Annotated in this window: 12 protein-coding genes and 1 riboswitch; of the genes, 1 reads left to right on the top strand and 11 read right to left on the bottom strand. The window is 37.0% G+C overall.

From position 1 onward, the window contains the following. Positions 1-149: 149 nt before the first annotated feature. The 8 genes from MM213_RS19810 to ileS all read right to left on the bottom strand — a co-directional run bounded on the left by MM213_RS19810 (position 150) and on the right by ileS (position 13,182). Entirely contained in the window at positions 150-1,199 is a 1,050-nt protein-coding gene (locus MM213_RS19810; RefSeq protein ID WP_241414622.1) for a hypothetical protein, read from the bottom strand. A 780-nt stretch (positions 1,200-1,979) separates the two neighbouring features. Beyond that, positions 1,980-3,032, bottom strand: a complete 1,053-nt coding sequence (locus tag MM213_RS19805; RefSeq protein ID WP_241414621.1) for an endonuclease/exonuclease/phosphatase family protein — start codon at positions 3,030-3,032, stop codon at positions 1,980-1,982. A 329-nt stretch (positions 3,033-3,361) separates the two neighbouring features. Next, the gene (locus MM213_RS19800) at positions 3,362-5,761 is read right to left on the bottom strand and encodes a TonB-dependent receptor (protein WP_241414624.1); all 2,400 of its coding nucleotides are present in this window, start codon (positions 5,759-5,761) and stop codon (positions 3,362-3,364) included. A 185-nt stretch (positions 5,762-5,946) separates the two neighbouring features. Further along, positions 5,947-6,043, bottom strand: a riboswitch (TPP riboswitch). A 95-nt stretch (positions 6,044-6,138) separates the two neighbouring features. Further along, a complete protein-coding gene (locus MM213_RS19795; RefSeq protein WP_241414620.1) occupies positions 6,139-7,203 on the bottom strand; it encodes a fatty acid desaturase family protein in 1,065 nt (354 codons plus the stop codon). Between the two features lie 170 nt (positions 7,204-7,373). Further along, on the bottom strand, positions 7,374-7,901 hold the full coding sequence (locus MM213_RS19790; protein WP_241414619.1) for an AAA family ATPase: 528 nt from the start codon (positions 7,899-7,901) through the stop codon (positions 7,374-7,376). Next, positions 7,891-8,511: a nicotinamide riboside transporter PnuC gene (gene pnuC / locus MM213_RS19785; protein WP_241414618.1), complete on the bottom strand. Its 621-nt coding sequence runs from the start codon at positions 8,509-8,511 to the stop codon at positions 7,891-7,893. The genes MM213_RS19790 and pnuC overlap by 11 nt, the downstream gene beginning before the upstream one ends. Before the next feature lie 581 nt (positions 8,512-9,092). Next, positions 9,093-9,728, bottom strand: a complete 636-nt coding sequence (locus MM213_RS19780; RefSeq protein ID WP_241414617.1) for a lipoprotein signal peptidase — start codon at positions 9,726-9,728, stop codon at positions 9,093-9,095. Positions 9,729-9,798: 70 nt separating this feature from the next. Further along, positions 9,799-13,182 carry an isoleucine--tRNA ligase gene (gene ileS / locus MM213_RS19775; protein WP_241414616.1) on the bottom strand — a complete coding sequence of 1,128 codons (3,384 nt, stop codon included), beginning with the start codon at positions 13,180-13,182 and terminating at the stop codon, positions 9,799-9,801. Between the two features lie 476 nt (positions 13,183-13,658). Here ileS and MM213_RS19770 point away from each other — a divergent pair, with 476 nt between their 5' ends. Continuing rightward, complete coding sequence (locus MM213_RS19770) at positions 13,659-14,111, top strand: DUF1569 domain-containing protein (protein ID WP_241414615.1); 453 nt, start codon at positions 13,659-13,661, stop codon at positions 14,109-14,111. A 25-nt stretch (positions 14,112-14,136) separates the two neighbouring features. On the opposite strand, the gene MM213_RS21090 is transcribed toward MM213_RS19770, so the two are convergent. From MM213_RS21090 to MM213_RS19760, 3 genes are all read right to left on the bottom strand, one after another. Next, the gene (locus MM213_RS21090; RefSeq protein ID WP_241414614.1) at positions 14,137-14,349 is read right to left on the bottom strand and encodes a helix-turn-helix domain-containing protein; all 213 of its coding nucleotides are present in this window, start codon (positions 14,347-14,349) and stop codon (positions 14,137-14,139) included. Positions 14,350-14,489: 140 nt separating this feature from the next. Next, positions 14,490-14,555 carry a type II toxin-antitoxin system HigB family toxin gene (locus MM213_RS21015; protein WP_369413973.1) on the bottom strand — a complete coding sequence of 22 codons (66 nt, stop codon included), beginning with the start codon at positions 14,553-14,555 and terminating at the stop codon, positions 14,490-14,492. A 13-nt stretch (positions 14,556-14,568) separates the two neighbouring features. Further along, on the bottom strand, positions 14,569-15,702 hold the full coding sequence (locus MM213_RS19760; protein ID WP_241414613.1) for a DUF4221 family protein: 1,134 nt from the start codon (positions 15,700-15,702) through the stop codon (positions 14,569-14,571). Positions 15,703-15,736 lie beyond the last annotated feature (34 nt).

Genomic DNA, 15,736 nt, shown 5'->3' with positions numbered 1-15,736 from the left:
CTATCTACACTGATGAAAAAAGAGTAATCATTTTTCAAAAACCATAAAAAAAACCACCTCAATTTTGAAGGTGGTTTTTTTATGTAAATGACACTTGAAAACTCAGATAATCAAATCCAATTTCCTGCTAGATTTTTTTTTAACTCAAATCAAATCCCTCTATTCAACATCTGTACAACTTTCATGATCTCTTGATCGAGCATTTTGTTGACTACTTCAAAGCGTTGTTTTGAGTTTACAGATTCCCTAATACTGATATAGTATGTCATCTTTTCTGCAGTTGGAGCGAAGGTGATAAACACATAGTTTGTACCTTCTATCTTCAGCATATTGGTCGTACTTGACGCAAAAGGGTAAACCTTATCTGTCAATACATTTATTTTCTTTCCTTTGGTATAATCTGTAATTGTGCTCAGTGGAAATGTAGCTTCCAATGACTTTGGATTTTTTCTGATCGAATCCATAAAAGTCGCCAACTGCTTTGCTTGTGCTTTTGTAGCGATATCTAGGGACACAGTTTTTTCTTTGTAGAATCCATTGTAGAAATAGATTTCAAGCAAGTAATCAAACATCGTCTTTTCCAACGCTCCTTGTTCTGATTCTATTTGGATCAACTCGGCAACAACATCTTCAAACTCCAAGTCTGAGTGCATCACTTGCTGATCAATATTAAAACCGATAACTGGGTTATCCACATTCTCTTTTTTCACTCTTTGGAAAGCTGTACTCAGATCTCCATGGTCTATCACTTCGTCTATGGTATTGACACCAGCTTTGTGAGCTAGATTATCCATCAAATCAGAAATAAGTACAGACTTAAGCAACAGCAAATCATTGTAATTACCTGAATTAGACCATCTGTAAAACAAAATTGCCGCAACCTGATGGCTATTCAAGACCATCATCAGCCCATCTTTTTCTTTCCTTACCACAAGAGAAACCCTGTTATTTGCTGGATCTATGGCAATCAAAAGATTGTGCCCTTCTTCTTTTGCCTTATCTATGGCTGGTTTGAGAGTAATAAAATTGAATGTACGATCTTCAGAGATAGACTCCAGCACGAACTGATCGAGTACTTGAACCTCCTTTTTAAGTTTTTTCGCTATTTTCGATTGATCTTCGAAAGATACCAAAAGTACTTTATTTTGAAATTCTGCTTTTGTTGACTCTACGTTTTGATCGATTGCTTCTTGGCTCATATACTATTACTTCTTATTTTCAAATCTCCTTATAAGACTTCTGACTTATAAGCTATTTTATTTACTGTTTTTCTTTTCGTGACCAATAAAACAAATTCATTTCAACTCAAGCTTTCTGCAAGAATTGGTGTTTTTTGGTGACATGTTTAACAAATTTTATCGGATAGATCAGCATGCTAAGAGAAAAAAATGCATCTGATAATAAGGCGAATCCAAGTGAGTTATATTTGTTATTTAATACAAATTTATTGAAGATACGGTTTAAAAAAAATAAAAAGTCCTTTTGAGGGGAAAAATATTCTGTTTTGGCGTAAATAGTTGTCGAAAAAATCAATTCCCGCAAAATAGCTCACTTTTTACCAGAAAAAACAAATACACCGTTGAGAAAAAGAAGGTTGATTGTATTGAAGAAGTTTGTTTACGTCCATCATGGTGTTGAGTTCGGCTGTAGGACCAGCACTGTATGGGGCCCTTTTGGATTCGGGCTTGGGATTCAATGTAGTATTTGCCGTTACGGCATTTATGCTAATCTTAGTAATCCTTCAGTCCCTCAGATCCATTCTTAAATATTCTCGGGCAAAGTGGAAGTATAAGAAGGGGAAGAAGAAGAGTTGAATTATGTAAAAATTTTTGTCAACAGAAACTCAAATCGCTCACCCAAAACTATATTGTTTGACCTAGTGGAAGAAAGCGGATAGTTTGTGAAAAATACAGCTCCGAAAAAACCCGAAGCTTTTCTTTTTAAATCCACGGTAAAAATAAGACAGTTTTTAACCATATTCATTTCTCAGATTTTCCTGCTTCAATTTTATCCTCTGCATCCTTTTCTTCTTTTGGGTCAGCTTTTTCTTTTCCTTCCGTATTATCTTCATCTGGCTCAAAATTTAGTTTTATCAAAAGAGGAAAATGATCTGATCCTATTCCCTCTAGCTTTTCGAGTGTCAAAAGTCCGAATTCTTTGGAATAGAAAATATGGTCTAAAGGGTAGCGAAACAACGGTACAAAAACACTGTATGAATTATAAAAGCCTCTACCCTCTCTTGGATCTACCAACTCACTGTATTTCCTAAAAAGCTTCGAAGTGCCTGACCACCCTACATCATTCAAGTCACCAGCCACGATTGTTGGATTTTTGGTTTCTCTGATTTCTTTGCCTATAATCAACAGCTCCGTATCTCTTTCGTAGGTATCTGTTCCTGGCTTTGGAGGCTCTGGATGGACTCCATAAAAATCAATCTTACTTCCTGATGGCAAGGTAATCTTTGTAAAGATTGATGGGACATCATCCCGAACTAAAAAATTAACAGAACTTTCTATCAAAGGCAGTTTTGATAAAAGCATCATTCCATAGGTGTTGTCCAAAGGATATTTGATAGAATATGGGAATTTTTTATCTAACCTAGCGATTGACTCAGCCCAAAGTTCATCAGGTTCATTGATAAGCAAGATATCAGGATCAATCTCGATCACTAGTGAATGAAAACTCTCTTTATCTTCATTTTCCATTCGAACATTCGAAACCAAAAGGCTCAAGCTGTTTTCCTCACTTTCCTTATTGCTGTCCTTTGCCTGTGTTCTGTAAAGTGGAGTATAGACTATTATAAGCTGCAATTGGTAAATCAAGGAAATAATCAAAATCACTAAAATCGAAATCTTGAATTTCAGCTTGAAATCGATATAGACAAACCCAAGTATGACTGCCAAAAAGGTAAGTGATGCAATCTGAACTCTGGGAAAATCAAATATTCTAATCCACCAAGTTGCTGTATCTATCAAGGGCAGACCTGTAGCTAACAGTACTATGGCACACAATATCAGGGTGAATACGCGCATTTTGCTTAATTGTATTTTGAAAAGGCATGTAAGTTAAATCTTCAAGCTGAAAAAACGCTATTTATGGGAATTATTCTCCTTGGTAAATTATCTAGTACTTGAACCTATTTCTTTTGTGAAAACCGATTTTTTTCTACTAATATAGCAAGTTCAAACTCCCGTGCTGATAAAAATAGGTTTCTGGCCAGTTTATTTGTGGTTTTCAGAACATCACTTGCTTGATATTCTCTTGTTTCTTATATCTAGCTTTTTGCTTCTAAAATCTTCTATCAAAAAAAACACCCTTGATGCCAAGGGTGTCTTTATGCTCAACTAAACTTAAACTTTACTTAAAATCTTATCTTTACTCCTGCTAAGAAATTGGTTCCTGCCATTGGGTAGTAAAAATTCTCTGTGGCAAGTACTCTCCCTGCCCCTCCTTCCCCTGGAAGGAAATAAGAAAAAGTATAACCATTTGGCTCATAGAGCCTATTGAAAACATTGTACACCATCAATGTGAAATCTATATTCTTGACAAAACTAGGCTCCAGTGCATAATTCAACCTCAAATCTGTAGTCCAAAAAGCATCAAGCTTCCTGTTGTCATTCATGGTATTGTCCATGTACTGACTGCCTACATATTTATTGAGTAAACTAATCTCAAAATTCTTGAAAAGCTTATAATCCAATATTGCTGAACCTACTATGTTTGGAGAAAATGCAATATCTGTATTTGTATAATTGATTTCTTCTTGGAAGAATTCATCAGTTGAATAATCATCAATAAATTCTGTGAATTCGGCGATTTTGTTCCTACTGATTGCCAGATTCCCTCCCAATGTAAATTTCGGGGTGATTTTATAAGCTCCATCTATTTCTATTCCTGCACGATAAGAATCGGCCACATTATCTCTTACGTATGCACCTACATCATTCAGCTGTCCCGTAAGTACAAGTTGATTGTTGTAATTCATATAGTAGAGATTTACATTGTATGAATATTTGCTATGGTTTGCTTTGATCCCGGCTTCTATATTTTGGAGATTTTCTGCTTGTGGCGCTCGGTCGATTATAGGAGAATCCGTAAAATCCCTTCTTACTGGCTCTCTGTTGGCTACGGCATAAGATGCGTACCAAGATTTTCCTGTGCGAGTCTGATAAGTGAGACCAAATTTGGGGTTGAAGAAATTGTAGCTTACTTGACCAGAGATATCTCTTAGGTCATTATTGATTCCATCAAACCTGTAATCCACACCTCTATATTGCAAGTCACCGTAAAGAAAGAGACCTTCGGTGGCTTCAAAAGTACCTTTTAAGTAAATATTTCTATCATCTTTGACAGCTACATTATCATAATATCTATCTCGTATGTTCACGTCAGCTGCATACTGCATCCAGATGATTTCACCAAAATGATCTCCGTCATATCTATTTGCTCCTCCACCAAGCACTACATCCCATTTTGCATCATCAGAGACATAATTAAACGAGAAAACTCCTCCATAGAAATCATTGTCCAACCATCTTCTGCGAATGATATCCATTCTTGCAATGCTAGTTTCTCCAATAACTACAGGTGGCAGATTATAATTACTTAGCCTGTCATTTTCTCTAAATTGCTCATAATATCCTCGTCCGTAGGTATAATGCAAAGCAGCATTCGCCTTCCAGTTTCTATTAATTTTACCCGTATAGATAAACTGATAATGATCTTGCTGATAATTGTCAGTTTGGTTGTCATAAGTGTAAAGGTTAAATGTCCTGTTCGTCTCCAACAATGCCTCAGGTACACCTTCCCAAGCTTGGTAAGTTTTTTCAGCACCTGAGAATACATTCAATTTGAAAACATGATTTTCACCGTAATAACCTCCGGTGAGAAAATAAGACCTCAAATTTGAAGAAGCCCTATCCATATAACCATCGGATGTTATTTGTGACAATCTTGCGTCTATAGTCCATCGGTTATTCAACAATCCAGAACCAGCCTTGACAGTATGTCTTCTTGTATTGAAAGAACCAAAAGAATTATCTACTTCACCGTAAGCTTCTTCTTTCCTAGTATCTGTTTGGATATTGATACTTGCACCAAAAGTAGCAGCACCATTTGTAGAAGTACCTACCCCTCTTTGGATCTGCATGTTGTCCACCGAAGATGCAAAATCAGGCATATTTACCCAAAACACCCCATGAGACTCAGCATCATTCATTGGTATTCCATTGACAGTGACGTTGATTCTTGATTGATCTGATCCACGGATTCTCAAACCTGTATAGCCTACTCCTGCACCTGCGTCTGAGAAACTGACAACTGATGGCGTATAATTCAAAAGCATAGGAATATCTTGACCAAGGTTAAGCTTGGCAATATCTTCTTTTTTGATATTTTGAAAAGTAGTCGGAGTGACATCGGTAGCTCTAGTTCCATAAACAACGAATTCTTCCGTGAACAAACTGCTTTGCTCCAAAGAAATCATGAGTTCAGCCTTTAGAGGGACTTGAACTTGTACTCTTTGGGTTTCGAAACCCAGAAATGAAACAATCAAATTATAAGTATCAGCGGGGATATTGGTAAACTCAAAACTTCCCTTAAAGTCTGTGATCGTACCTCGACCTGTCCCTTCCAGAATGAGGTTCGCCCCTACCAAAAGTTCTCCTGAAGCAGCATCTTTTACTTGCCCGTTGATTTTACTTTGAGCTTGAGCCGCAAAACACATCAGTAAAAACACCAATGTAAATCCTAAGTATTTCATTTTAATTGTTGACATACTGCCAAAGCAGCTTGGTTGAATTATAGAAAATCAAGGGGATGATTTTCTTACATTTATTCACCCTTTCACCTACTTCATAGACACAAGCTGAAATGCATACAAAAAAGCTACAGCTTTTAATGAATTGATTTATTGAAGTCTAAATATTGACTTCTGATTGCATCTATTTCGTTGGTTACTCATTTCCCTTCGCCGGCACTACCCGGATCAGGTATTGTGGGTATGATCTCAGCCCGAAATTTTAAGGCACCCCTAATGATCTTTGATACAAATGTAAGTGGAAAAGGCTAATATCCAAAAAAGGCATAAAAAAACCCGCTGCTCAAGTGAACAGCGGGAAAAATAAAATTCCTTTTCGGCTATGGACGGCCTAAAGATCGCAGATGATTCACATGTGAAGCAAAAGCCAATCTCAATTTTGGATGCTCGAGGTATGGAATCCCATATTCTAGACAAGTTTCTTTGATTATTTTGCTGATTGCAGGATAGTGAACGTGGGAAATATTTGGGAACAAATGATGTTCAACCTGAAAATTCAACCCTCCAACTATCCAAGAAAGCAGCTTGTTATTCGTAGCAAAATTCGCGGTAGTTTTCAATTGGTGAATAGCCCAATCATCATCCAATTTATTTGTCTCAACATTTGGCATTGGAAATGAGGTCTCTTCAATTGAATGGGCAAGTTGGAAAACGACACTCAACAAGATCCCTGTAGCAATTCCATATACCAAAAACCCAACAATCCATGGCAATACACCAACGAAATAAATTGGCAAAACTACGAATAGACCAATGTGAAGTATTTTGAAACCCCAAAAAGAAAAATGGTCTGCAACTGTCATCTTCTGAATTGGTACTATGCCTACTTTTTTGGTTGCATATTTTTTATAATCTGTCACAAAAACCCAATATAAATAAAGAAGCGAGTACACAAACAAGAAGTATTTGTGTTGATATTTATGAATACTGTAGAATTTCTGATTTGGACAAAGTCTCAAAAAAGGCCTTGCATTCATGTCATCATCTACTTCATCTATATTTGTGAATGAATGGTGGACTACATTGTGCTTTGTTTTCCACATGAATACATTGGCCCCAAGAAAATTGATGGAAACACCAGCAAGTTCGTTGATCCAAGATTTTTTGCTAAAACTCCCGTGGGCACCATCATGCATCACATTGAAACCGATGGTAGCAGCGAGAGCACCTAGCAGTACACAACCAAGGAGTGCTAAAGACCAATGGGGTGTAAAAAAGACTAATGTAACATAAGTAGCAATGTAACCGGCTACCAATATGATGGCTTTGAAGTAAAGAGAGAAATTTCCTGTTTGTTTAAGATTTTTTTCTGTAAAGTAATTTTTGATCCTCAATTTCAAATCTGAATGAAACGAAGATGCGGCACTGAATCTAGGGGGACGCATGATAAATTATTTAATGATACTGATTACTAAGGAAGAAAAAATAAATTGGGTGTAAAGTATTTCAAATTCCTCTATAAAGATACGTTAAATAAATTTAGAAAATCAAAAACTGACAAAGATCATCTATTTGACTCTGTTTGATTTAAGCAATTTTAACAATTAGAAAAAGACTAATAAATATCATTCCTTTTCAATGCTTTCATTGCAGAAATAAATCTTTCATCATATCCTCCACGAATAACCTCAAATGGCACTCCTGAATTTTGAATCAACTCTTGGTAAATTTTAAAAAAATATTTCCTCATTTCAGGATTTGGATGTTCTCTCTGAGGGTCATCTTCCCAAGGGATATCTACATCTGTCAAAAGGTACAAATCATATTTCCTTTTTTCTATTTGTTCTAAAATCCAAGGATCAGTTTTACCAAACTTGTGATCACTCCATACTTTGATGACATGTAGATCTGTATCGATAAAAAGTATGTTTTTGGATTTCTTCAACTTCTTTTCTTCCAATTCGACCTGTTTCTTGGCTATCTGAAGTAAATCATCATACTGATATGGTCTACCCAAATCATTAATGTATTGCCTTGCATATTCATAAACCCACAATTCACCAAATGTAGCCGCCAAGGCTTTCGAAAGTGTACTTTTCCCAGTGGACTCCGGTCCGATTATTACTACTTTTTTAATATCCATTCGATACTTTTTTAGATGATTTCATCCAAGAGACCAGGCCAATTACGGCTAATACTGTGAAGAAAATAAACTGAAAAGAAGTCAACATCAAACCTTTGTAGAAGTACAAGGGAATTGAAACCAAATCAGTAATGATCCAAGCAATCCAGTTTTCAACTTTCTTTTTGGCCATCAGCCACATTCCTACAAATGCTGAAGAAGTGGTGAAAGAATCCCAATAAGGAACGTCGCTGTCAGTGAATTTGGACAAAACAAGAAACAATACTCCGTAAGACAGCAAAAACAAAATGACTGATTTATAAATCCCCACATTTGACAACCAAGTAACTGGCAATTCCTCCTTTCCAGTAGCTGGCCTACTCCAGAGATACCATCCATAGATTGACATTCCAAAATAATAGGCATTGATGCCCATGTCTGCATAAAGCTTGTATTTCAGACAGAGGTACACATAAATCAATGTACTGACCATGCCCGTAGGAAATACCATGATATTTTTTTTGATAGAATAATAAACGCTTGATATGCCAAAAAATACAGCTATTGCCTCTAGCCAAGTCATTTCAGTGATGCCTTGACGTAAGCTTTCCATAATCCATTCAAAATCCATGGGGCGAATTAAGGGAATATTTCTCTTTGGAACAAAAGAAATTATAGGTGCTCGATATCTTGCTCGTTGGGAAAGAAGAGACGCTACCACATGTGGCTACTCGACAACTGACTAAAGGCTACTTTCTAAAATGCTCAGATCATCCATCCAAAAACTAGTAATTTAATAATATGATTATCCGCAACGACACCAGTAGGTGAATTTACCAATAAAACAATGCGGATAATCGTTATTGGTTATTTGTCAATAAGTTAATAGTGCATCAATTGACTAAAGATGTATCAATTTATTTAGCTACTGGTAAGAAGGCGGATATACATATTTAATAATTTTAAGGCTTTTTGATTTAAGGTTTTCTTTAGCTTTAATAAACACATTTTTTCAACCGAAAAAATGTATTAACACCACACTTTTTCGAGGGAAAAAATGTAATTATTGGCTTTTTCCCGATAAAAAAAGATAATCTGTTCCTAAATTAAAACACCATGGATTGTGTCCCTGCATTCAAATCCATTCAAAAAGACAAATACTAAAAAAGCCCTTCCAGATTTCTGAAAGGGCCCATTTGCCTAAGATTCATTCTATTCTTTGCTTTCTTCTATGAATTGCTTTTGGATTTCATCTTCTTCCTCTTCCTTTTTTTCTTCTTGGAAAAAACGGCTTTGGAATACGAGGATAATGGCTACGCCTACAAAAATCGAAGCATCAGCAATATTGAATATCGGCCATAGCGCTGTATATCCTCCACCCCACAATGGAACCCAGTCAGGAATGTAACCTTCCCAAATATCAATATAAAACATATCCACTACTTGCCCATGAAACCATGGAGTAGTGGCATCATAGGGTGCGTTGTTCAAAAACACACCATAGAAAATACTATCTATCAAATTCCCAATCGCTCCTCCCAAGATCATCGCAATGCAAATGATGTATCCAACATGCATCTTTTTCTCAATGATATAGTAGAGATAATAACCAATACCAAACATCGCTACAAGCCTGAAAGATGTCAAAATTATTTTACCATATTCGAATGGTAGTTTCATTCCAAAAGCCATCCCAGGATTGGTCGTGTAATGCAGTTTGAACCAATCGCCGAAAATCTTGATCTGTCCAGGAGTTCCAAAATCCATCTGATAATGGACCAGTAATTTGACAACCTGATCCAATATGATCACTGCCAAGGCAATTCCAAAATATTTTAGATACTTCATGTATTCATATTAAAGCCACAGATTTAAGGATTTTTTCGCATAAGCCCCTCATCTGTGACAATTATTTTTCCTAATTAGCTTTCAAAACTTTAACGGACAACTCAAATTCATCCATATCCAAGGCAATAGCATCAGAAACTGTTTCTAACGTTTCCAAACTTAAGGCTTGGGTTTCTGTTTTGATATATGAACCGAAATTTTCAAATGAAGCATTGACTAAATCATCGTGCTTGGCGATCTGAATATGAATCTTATCCTGAACTTCAAGACCCATATCTTTTCTTAGATTCTGTATCCTATTGACCAAATCCCTTGCGATCCCTTCTTGCTTCAACTCATCTGTCAAAGTAACATCCAATGCCACAGTCAACTCCTGATCTGTCGCTACGGACCAGCCTGGAATATCTTGTGAACTGATCAATACCTCTTCCAAAAGCAACTCCAATGACTCTCCATCTACATCAACGTTGATTTTGCCGTTTCTCTCTATCTCAGAAATCTGCTCTTTACCCCAAGTATTGATAGCTGCAACAACAAACCTCATTTTTGGACCCAATTTCTTACCTAAAACAGGTAAGTTAGGCTTCACACTCTTTACCAAAACGTCTGAAGCGTCATCAATGTATTCTATAGCCTTGATATTTACTTCAGATTTGATCAGGTCTTCTACATGCTGGATTTGAACTTTAGACTTTTCGCTCAAAACAGGGATCAAAATACGTTGCAATGGCTGACGGACTTTGATTCCGATTTTTGGATTTTTTCTCAAGGAATGAACCAAAGAAGATATTCTTTGTGCCAAATCCATGCTTTCTTCCAAGTCCTTATTGATCAAGGAAGCATCTACACCAACCCAGTCTGTCAAGTGGATGGACTCCATTTGATTTTCCGAAGAATCTGTGAGGTTTTTGTACAACCAATCTGAATAAAACGGTGCGAATGAAGACATCAATTGACTCAATGACATCAGACATTCATACAAAGTTTCGTAAGCGGCCTGCTTATCAGCATTCATTTCTCCTCTCCAGAATCTCTTTCTCGCCAATCTCACATACCAGTTTGACAACTGATCCACTGTGAAATTCATGATCGCCCGAGTAGCTTTGGTCGCATCATAGTTATCCATCGAAGACTCTACATCTCCGATTAAAGACTGCAGCTTGGAAATGATCCATTGATCCAATTCCGTCCTTTGTGCTACTGGGATACTTTTTGATTTGTCATAAACAAACTCATCCAAGTTTGCATAGAGTGCGAAGAAATTATAAGTGTTTTGGAGTGTACCAAAGAACCTTCTTTGTACTTCAGCTACTCCATCTAGGCTGAATTTCAGGTTGTCCCAAGGATTGGCATTGCTCAGCATATACCAACGCAAGGCATCCGGTCCATATTCTTTCAAAGTCTTGAAAGGATCCACGGCATTGCCCAATCTCTTAGACATTTTATTTCCATTCTTGTCCAATACCAAACCATTGGCGATGACATTTTTGAATGAAACAGTGTCAAACAACATCACAGCAATTGCATGAAGTGTAAAGAACCAACCTCTGGTCTGATCCACACCTTCTGCAATATAATCTGCTGGATAATTCGCATTAAAAATCTCCTCATTCTCAAATGGATAATGCCACTGTGCGTACGGCATCGCTCCCGAATCAAACCAAACATCGATCAAATCCGGCTCTCGATACATGGCTACACCTTTTGGCGAAACCAATATCACATCATCCACATAAGGTCTGTGCAAATCTATTTCTTCTTCATTGATCGGTGAAGATTCCATCAATCCAGCTTCGATAGACTTTTTGATTTCTGATTTCAGTTCATCAATAGATCCGATACAGATTTCTTCCGAACCATCTTTTGTTCTCCAGATAGGCAATGGTGTTCCCCAAAATCTGGATCTACTCAAGTTCCAATCCACCAAATTCTCCAACCAGTTTCCAAAACGACCGATTCCAGTTGCCTCAGGCTTCCAGTTGATCGTCTTGTTCAATTCCACCATTCTATCCTTGTATGCGGTAGTTTTGATAAACCAGCTTTCTAATGGATAATAAAGGATTGGCTTGTCAGTTCTCCAACAATGTGGATAGCTGTGTTCGTATTTTTCGACCTTGAAGGCCTTGTTTTCATTTTTTAAGATGATAGAGATAATGACATCAGTATTCTTGTACTCTTTGTCATCTTCATTATCATCGGTATAATTTTTCACATAGAAATCATTTACCCCGTAGTCTTTATGGGCAGTGATTCCATGTTCTTTCATTTTGGCAGCCAAATATTCTCCGATGATCGGGAGGAATTTTCCTTGCTTATCCACAACTGGGATATCATTCCCTTTGTCATCCTGTACAAATACTCCAGGAACATTGTTTTGAACCAAGGTCCTAAAATCGTCTGCACCAAATGCCTTTGCCAAATGGACTATCCCTGTACCATCTTCTGTAGTCACATAGTCTCCTGAGACCACCGTGAAAGCAGGGTGTGGAAGAGAAATCGCTTCGATTGGGAATAATTGTTCATATTCCAAACCAAGCAAATCAGCACCTTTCATTTCCCCTACTACTTCATAAGGGATCAATTTATCTCCTGCTTTGTATTCAGCCAAAGACAATTCTTTGGCTTTTGGATTGAAATAAGCGGAAAGTCTAGATTTTGCCAATATCACCGTCTGCGCGTGGTAAGTATATGGATTGAAAGTCTTCACCTTCACATAATCCAACTTTTCTCCAATCGCCAAAGCTGAATTGGAAGGCAAGGTCCATGGTGTAGTTGTCCATGCGAGAATGTATGTATTCTCTTCTCCTTTAAGCTTAAACTGCGCTGTTATTGAAGTGTCCTTCACGTCTCTGTAGCAGCCCGGTTGATTGAGTTCGTGTGAACTTAGACCTGTACCCGCAGCAGGAGAATAAGGTTGGATGGTATACCCTTTATAAAGTAAATCTTTGTCATAGAGTCTCTTCAACAAATGCCAAAGTGTCTCTATATATTTCGCATCGAAAGTGATATAAGGATCATCCAAATCAACCCAATAGCCGATTTTTTCTGTCAAATCATCCCATTCATCCTTGAATCGCATTACCGTCTCGCGGCATTTGCGATTGTATTCCTCTACGGTGATTTTCTTTCCGATATCCTCTTTGGTGATTCCAAGTTCCTTCTCCACTTGAAGCTCTACCGGAAGTCCATGGGTGTCCCAGCCACCTTTTCTTTTAACCTGAAATCCTTTGAGGGTCTTGTACCTACAGAAAATATCTTTGAGGGTACGGGCCATCACGTGGTGGATTCCCGGTGTGCCGTTGGCCGAAGGTGGTCCTTCGAAAAAGGTAAAAGTCTCTGCCCCCTCTCGATTGGCCACAGATTTATTAAAAATATTGTTCTCTTTCCAGTACTGAAGAACACTTTCCCCTATGTTGGGATAATCAACTTGTTTAAACTCCTGATATTTTTTCACAGTATTCCTTAATGTTTGAATTGAAAATCATGCTGATCTTTGGGATCAAGGTGATTTTTGGAAATTTAAAAAGGACACCAAAATATTCTTCTAAAAGAATAATTCGTGCTTTTTAAATTAATAACCCTTCATATAATATGAGTATCCAGTTTAATGCCCGTAGCCAAACTACACTGTTGATTGAACGATTTCAATACTGTTGACTACACCGCGGCGCACAAGTATTGGCTGTCTTCGGTTGACGAGTATCTGCAAATCATAATGCCTTTTCTTACATGAGACACAACATTGTGGATTCTCTTATTATATAAATAGGAAAGCATATCTCTTTGGATATGCCGCGACAAAGTTAAGAGTTTTTACAGGATTAGGGATAAATAATCCTATAATTCGATTCTCCACTTGATTAATCTCTTTAAATTGGGCAATTGAAATGGTAAAAGCTTAATTTTAAACTAACAAGCGATCCTCTGAATATGGGTAAATCAATCTACGACAATGGCGCAATTGAAGACATTTCGATTAGGATAAAAGGACTCCAAGAAGGGCAAATACCTCTTTGGGGCTCTATGAATGCCACAGAAATGCTCTTTCACTGTAATATTGGGAATCAAGCAATTCTAAATGCCCAAAAAAGCAATCAAAAACCTACTCTAAAACAACGTATATCTAAATTCATATTTTTCCACATCAAAAAAGACTTCCCAAAAGGTGCTCGTGGAGCCAAGAGATTTGATGTGAAAGGTAAAGTAGATGTAGAAAAATTTGAAGAAGAAAAATCCAAGTTTTTGAACCTTCTAAATCAATTCAAAAATTTAGAACATAAGTTAGAGGCGCAACATCCGGTTTTCGGTGCACTAGATCATGATTATTGGGGTAAGTTTGTTTGGAAGCATATGGATCATCATTTGAAGCAGTTTGGATTGTAACCTAGGGTATGCAATTTTGGAAAAATCAGGTCAATAAAATATCAGCAGGAATTTTCAGTCCTTTATAAAGCGATTTTATCATTCCCAAAGTCAATTTTCTTTGGCCATTAAGAATCTCACTTACTCTACTTTGGCTGCCCAAATATTCAACCATGTCCGCACTCGTCATCCCCATTTGCTCCATTCGAAACTTAATTGCATCAATAGGGTCAGGTGGTGCAATTGGAAAATGTTTCATCTCGTATGATTCAACTAGGGTCACTAACAAGTCCAATTCATCCCCCTCCAAACTATCCTTTTTTGCTCCCTACAATTCTTCTATTCTTTCAATAGCATCCTTGAAATCCTGTTCATTTTTAATTGGTCTTATCTACATAGTTAAATTGTTTTTACGTCAATTTTATCATACTGTTTGTGAGTACCAATAAACCTTATGAAAATCACTTGAAATTCATCATCAACCAACCCCAGCAACCTTCAACCTCACAAAGCCCAAATCATCATCAACATTTTCATGGATCCAGACTGTTCCATCTTTGGCGAAGTAGGTTCCAGGTCTTTTTTTGTAACTATCCAATTCCGTTTCGGCTAGCATCTTTAGGTCTTTGTCAAATACAGTGAGAAAAACCCGGGTTTTGTTTGATCCTGATTCTTCTGAATCTGTGGTATCAAAATAGGAAAGTCTAAAAAACTTTTCACTGCTTTCATCCCAAACCCACCTACCAAACTCAATCTGTTTTCTCAACATTTTTTGTTGTTCGGTAAATTCATCCCTAGAAGATACTTTTTGCTTGTGGCCACCTTCTTTTTTGTTTGAAGTCAGTTGGCTTTCATATTCGATCAATTCATAATCACTTGCTTCTGGATCGAATACCAGGCAATCATTGAAATAATTGGAATTCAAAAGTACTTTATCGCCAAATTTGTGTTTATAAATACTGCCAATCGAAGCCATCATAATTTCACCTTCTAGAATAATCGAAAATTCATCTATCCTTTTTGCATACGGAAAGTCAATCAGCTCCATTTTTTGCTGATTCAGATGAAGTTTTGCTAGGGATGGAATATTGTCAAACATACTCATCAAACCAATGATGACTGTGCTGTCATTCAGAAAAACGTATTCACTTTTGAACGAAAAATCCATATCGGGAGCAGAAGAAGCATAATCTACAGCATGTAAACTCTTTTTTTCGATCAGGTTACCATCGAGATCAAAAACACCGCTTTTATCAAAGCCTTGTAAAAACAGATTTTCGTCATGCCAACTCTTTATGCTAATGACGTATGCAGAAAGCGCATTTGGTCCGTCATTATTGAATTGTGCTTTTTTGACAAGCTTAAGCTCATCCAAATCAAAAATTTCGAGCTTTAAGGATTTCCTGTCTAGATTATAGAACATTTTCTTATCCTCACTCAAAGTAGAAAGCCAAATATTAGTCCCTGCCATAACGATATCGTCCCCAGGATCAACCAAGACTGTATCCTGTGTTATTTGAAGCGAAATCGATGCTCCTTGATTTGATTTTGAGCTTTCAGAACTGCATGAACAAATGAGGATTACAAGCAAAAAGAGAATAGGATTTTTCATAAAATTGAATTTAAAACAAATTAAGTGATTAGTT

The organism is Belliella alkalica, assembly GCF_022549785.1.
Lineage (GTDB): Bacteria > Bacteroidota > Bacteroidia > Cytophagales > Cyclobacteriaceae > Belliella > Belliella alkalica.
This window is presented reverse-complemented; position numbering and strand designations above follow the sequence as displayed.

Coding starts and splice junctions, on each gene's coding strand:
- MM213_RS19810 (WP_241414622.1), bottom strand. CDS start 1,199: ATGAGCCAAGAAGCAATCGATCAAAACGTAGAGTCAACAAAAGCAGAA.
- pnuC (WP_241414618.1), bottom strand. CDS start 8,511: ATGGATTTTGAATGGATTATGGAAAGCTTACGTCAAGGCATCACTGAA.
- MM213_RS19805 (WP_241414621.1), bottom strand. CDS start 3,032: ATGCGCGTATTCACCCTGATATTGTGTGCCATAGTACTGTTAGCTACA.
- MM213_RS19780 (WP_241414617.1), bottom strand. CDS start 9,728: ATGAAGTATCTAAAATATTTTGGAATTGCCTTGGCAGTGATCATATTG.
- MM213_RS19795 (WP_241414620.1), bottom strand. CDS start 7,203: ATGCGTCCCCCTAGATTCAGTGCCGCATCTTCGTTTCATTCAGATTTG.
- MM213_RS19770 (WP_241414615.1), top strand. CDS start 13,659: ATGGGTAAATCAATCTACGACAATGGCGCAATTGAAGACATTTCGATT.
- MM213_RS19760 (WP_241414613.1), bottom strand. CDS start 15,702: ATGAAAAATCCTATTCTCTTTTTGCTTGTAATCCTCATTTGTTCATGC.
- MM213_RS19790 (WP_241414619.1), bottom strand. CDS start 7,901: ATGGATATTAAAAAAGTAGTAATAATCGGACCGGAGTCCACTGGGAAA.
- MM213_RS21090 (WP_241414614.1), bottom strand. CDS start 14,349: ATGAAACATTTTCCAATTGCACCACCTGACCCTATTGATGCAATTAAG.
- MM213_RS19800 (WP_241414624.1), bottom strand. CDS start 5,761: ATGAAATACTTAGGATTTACATTGGTGTTTTTACTGATGTGTTTTGCG.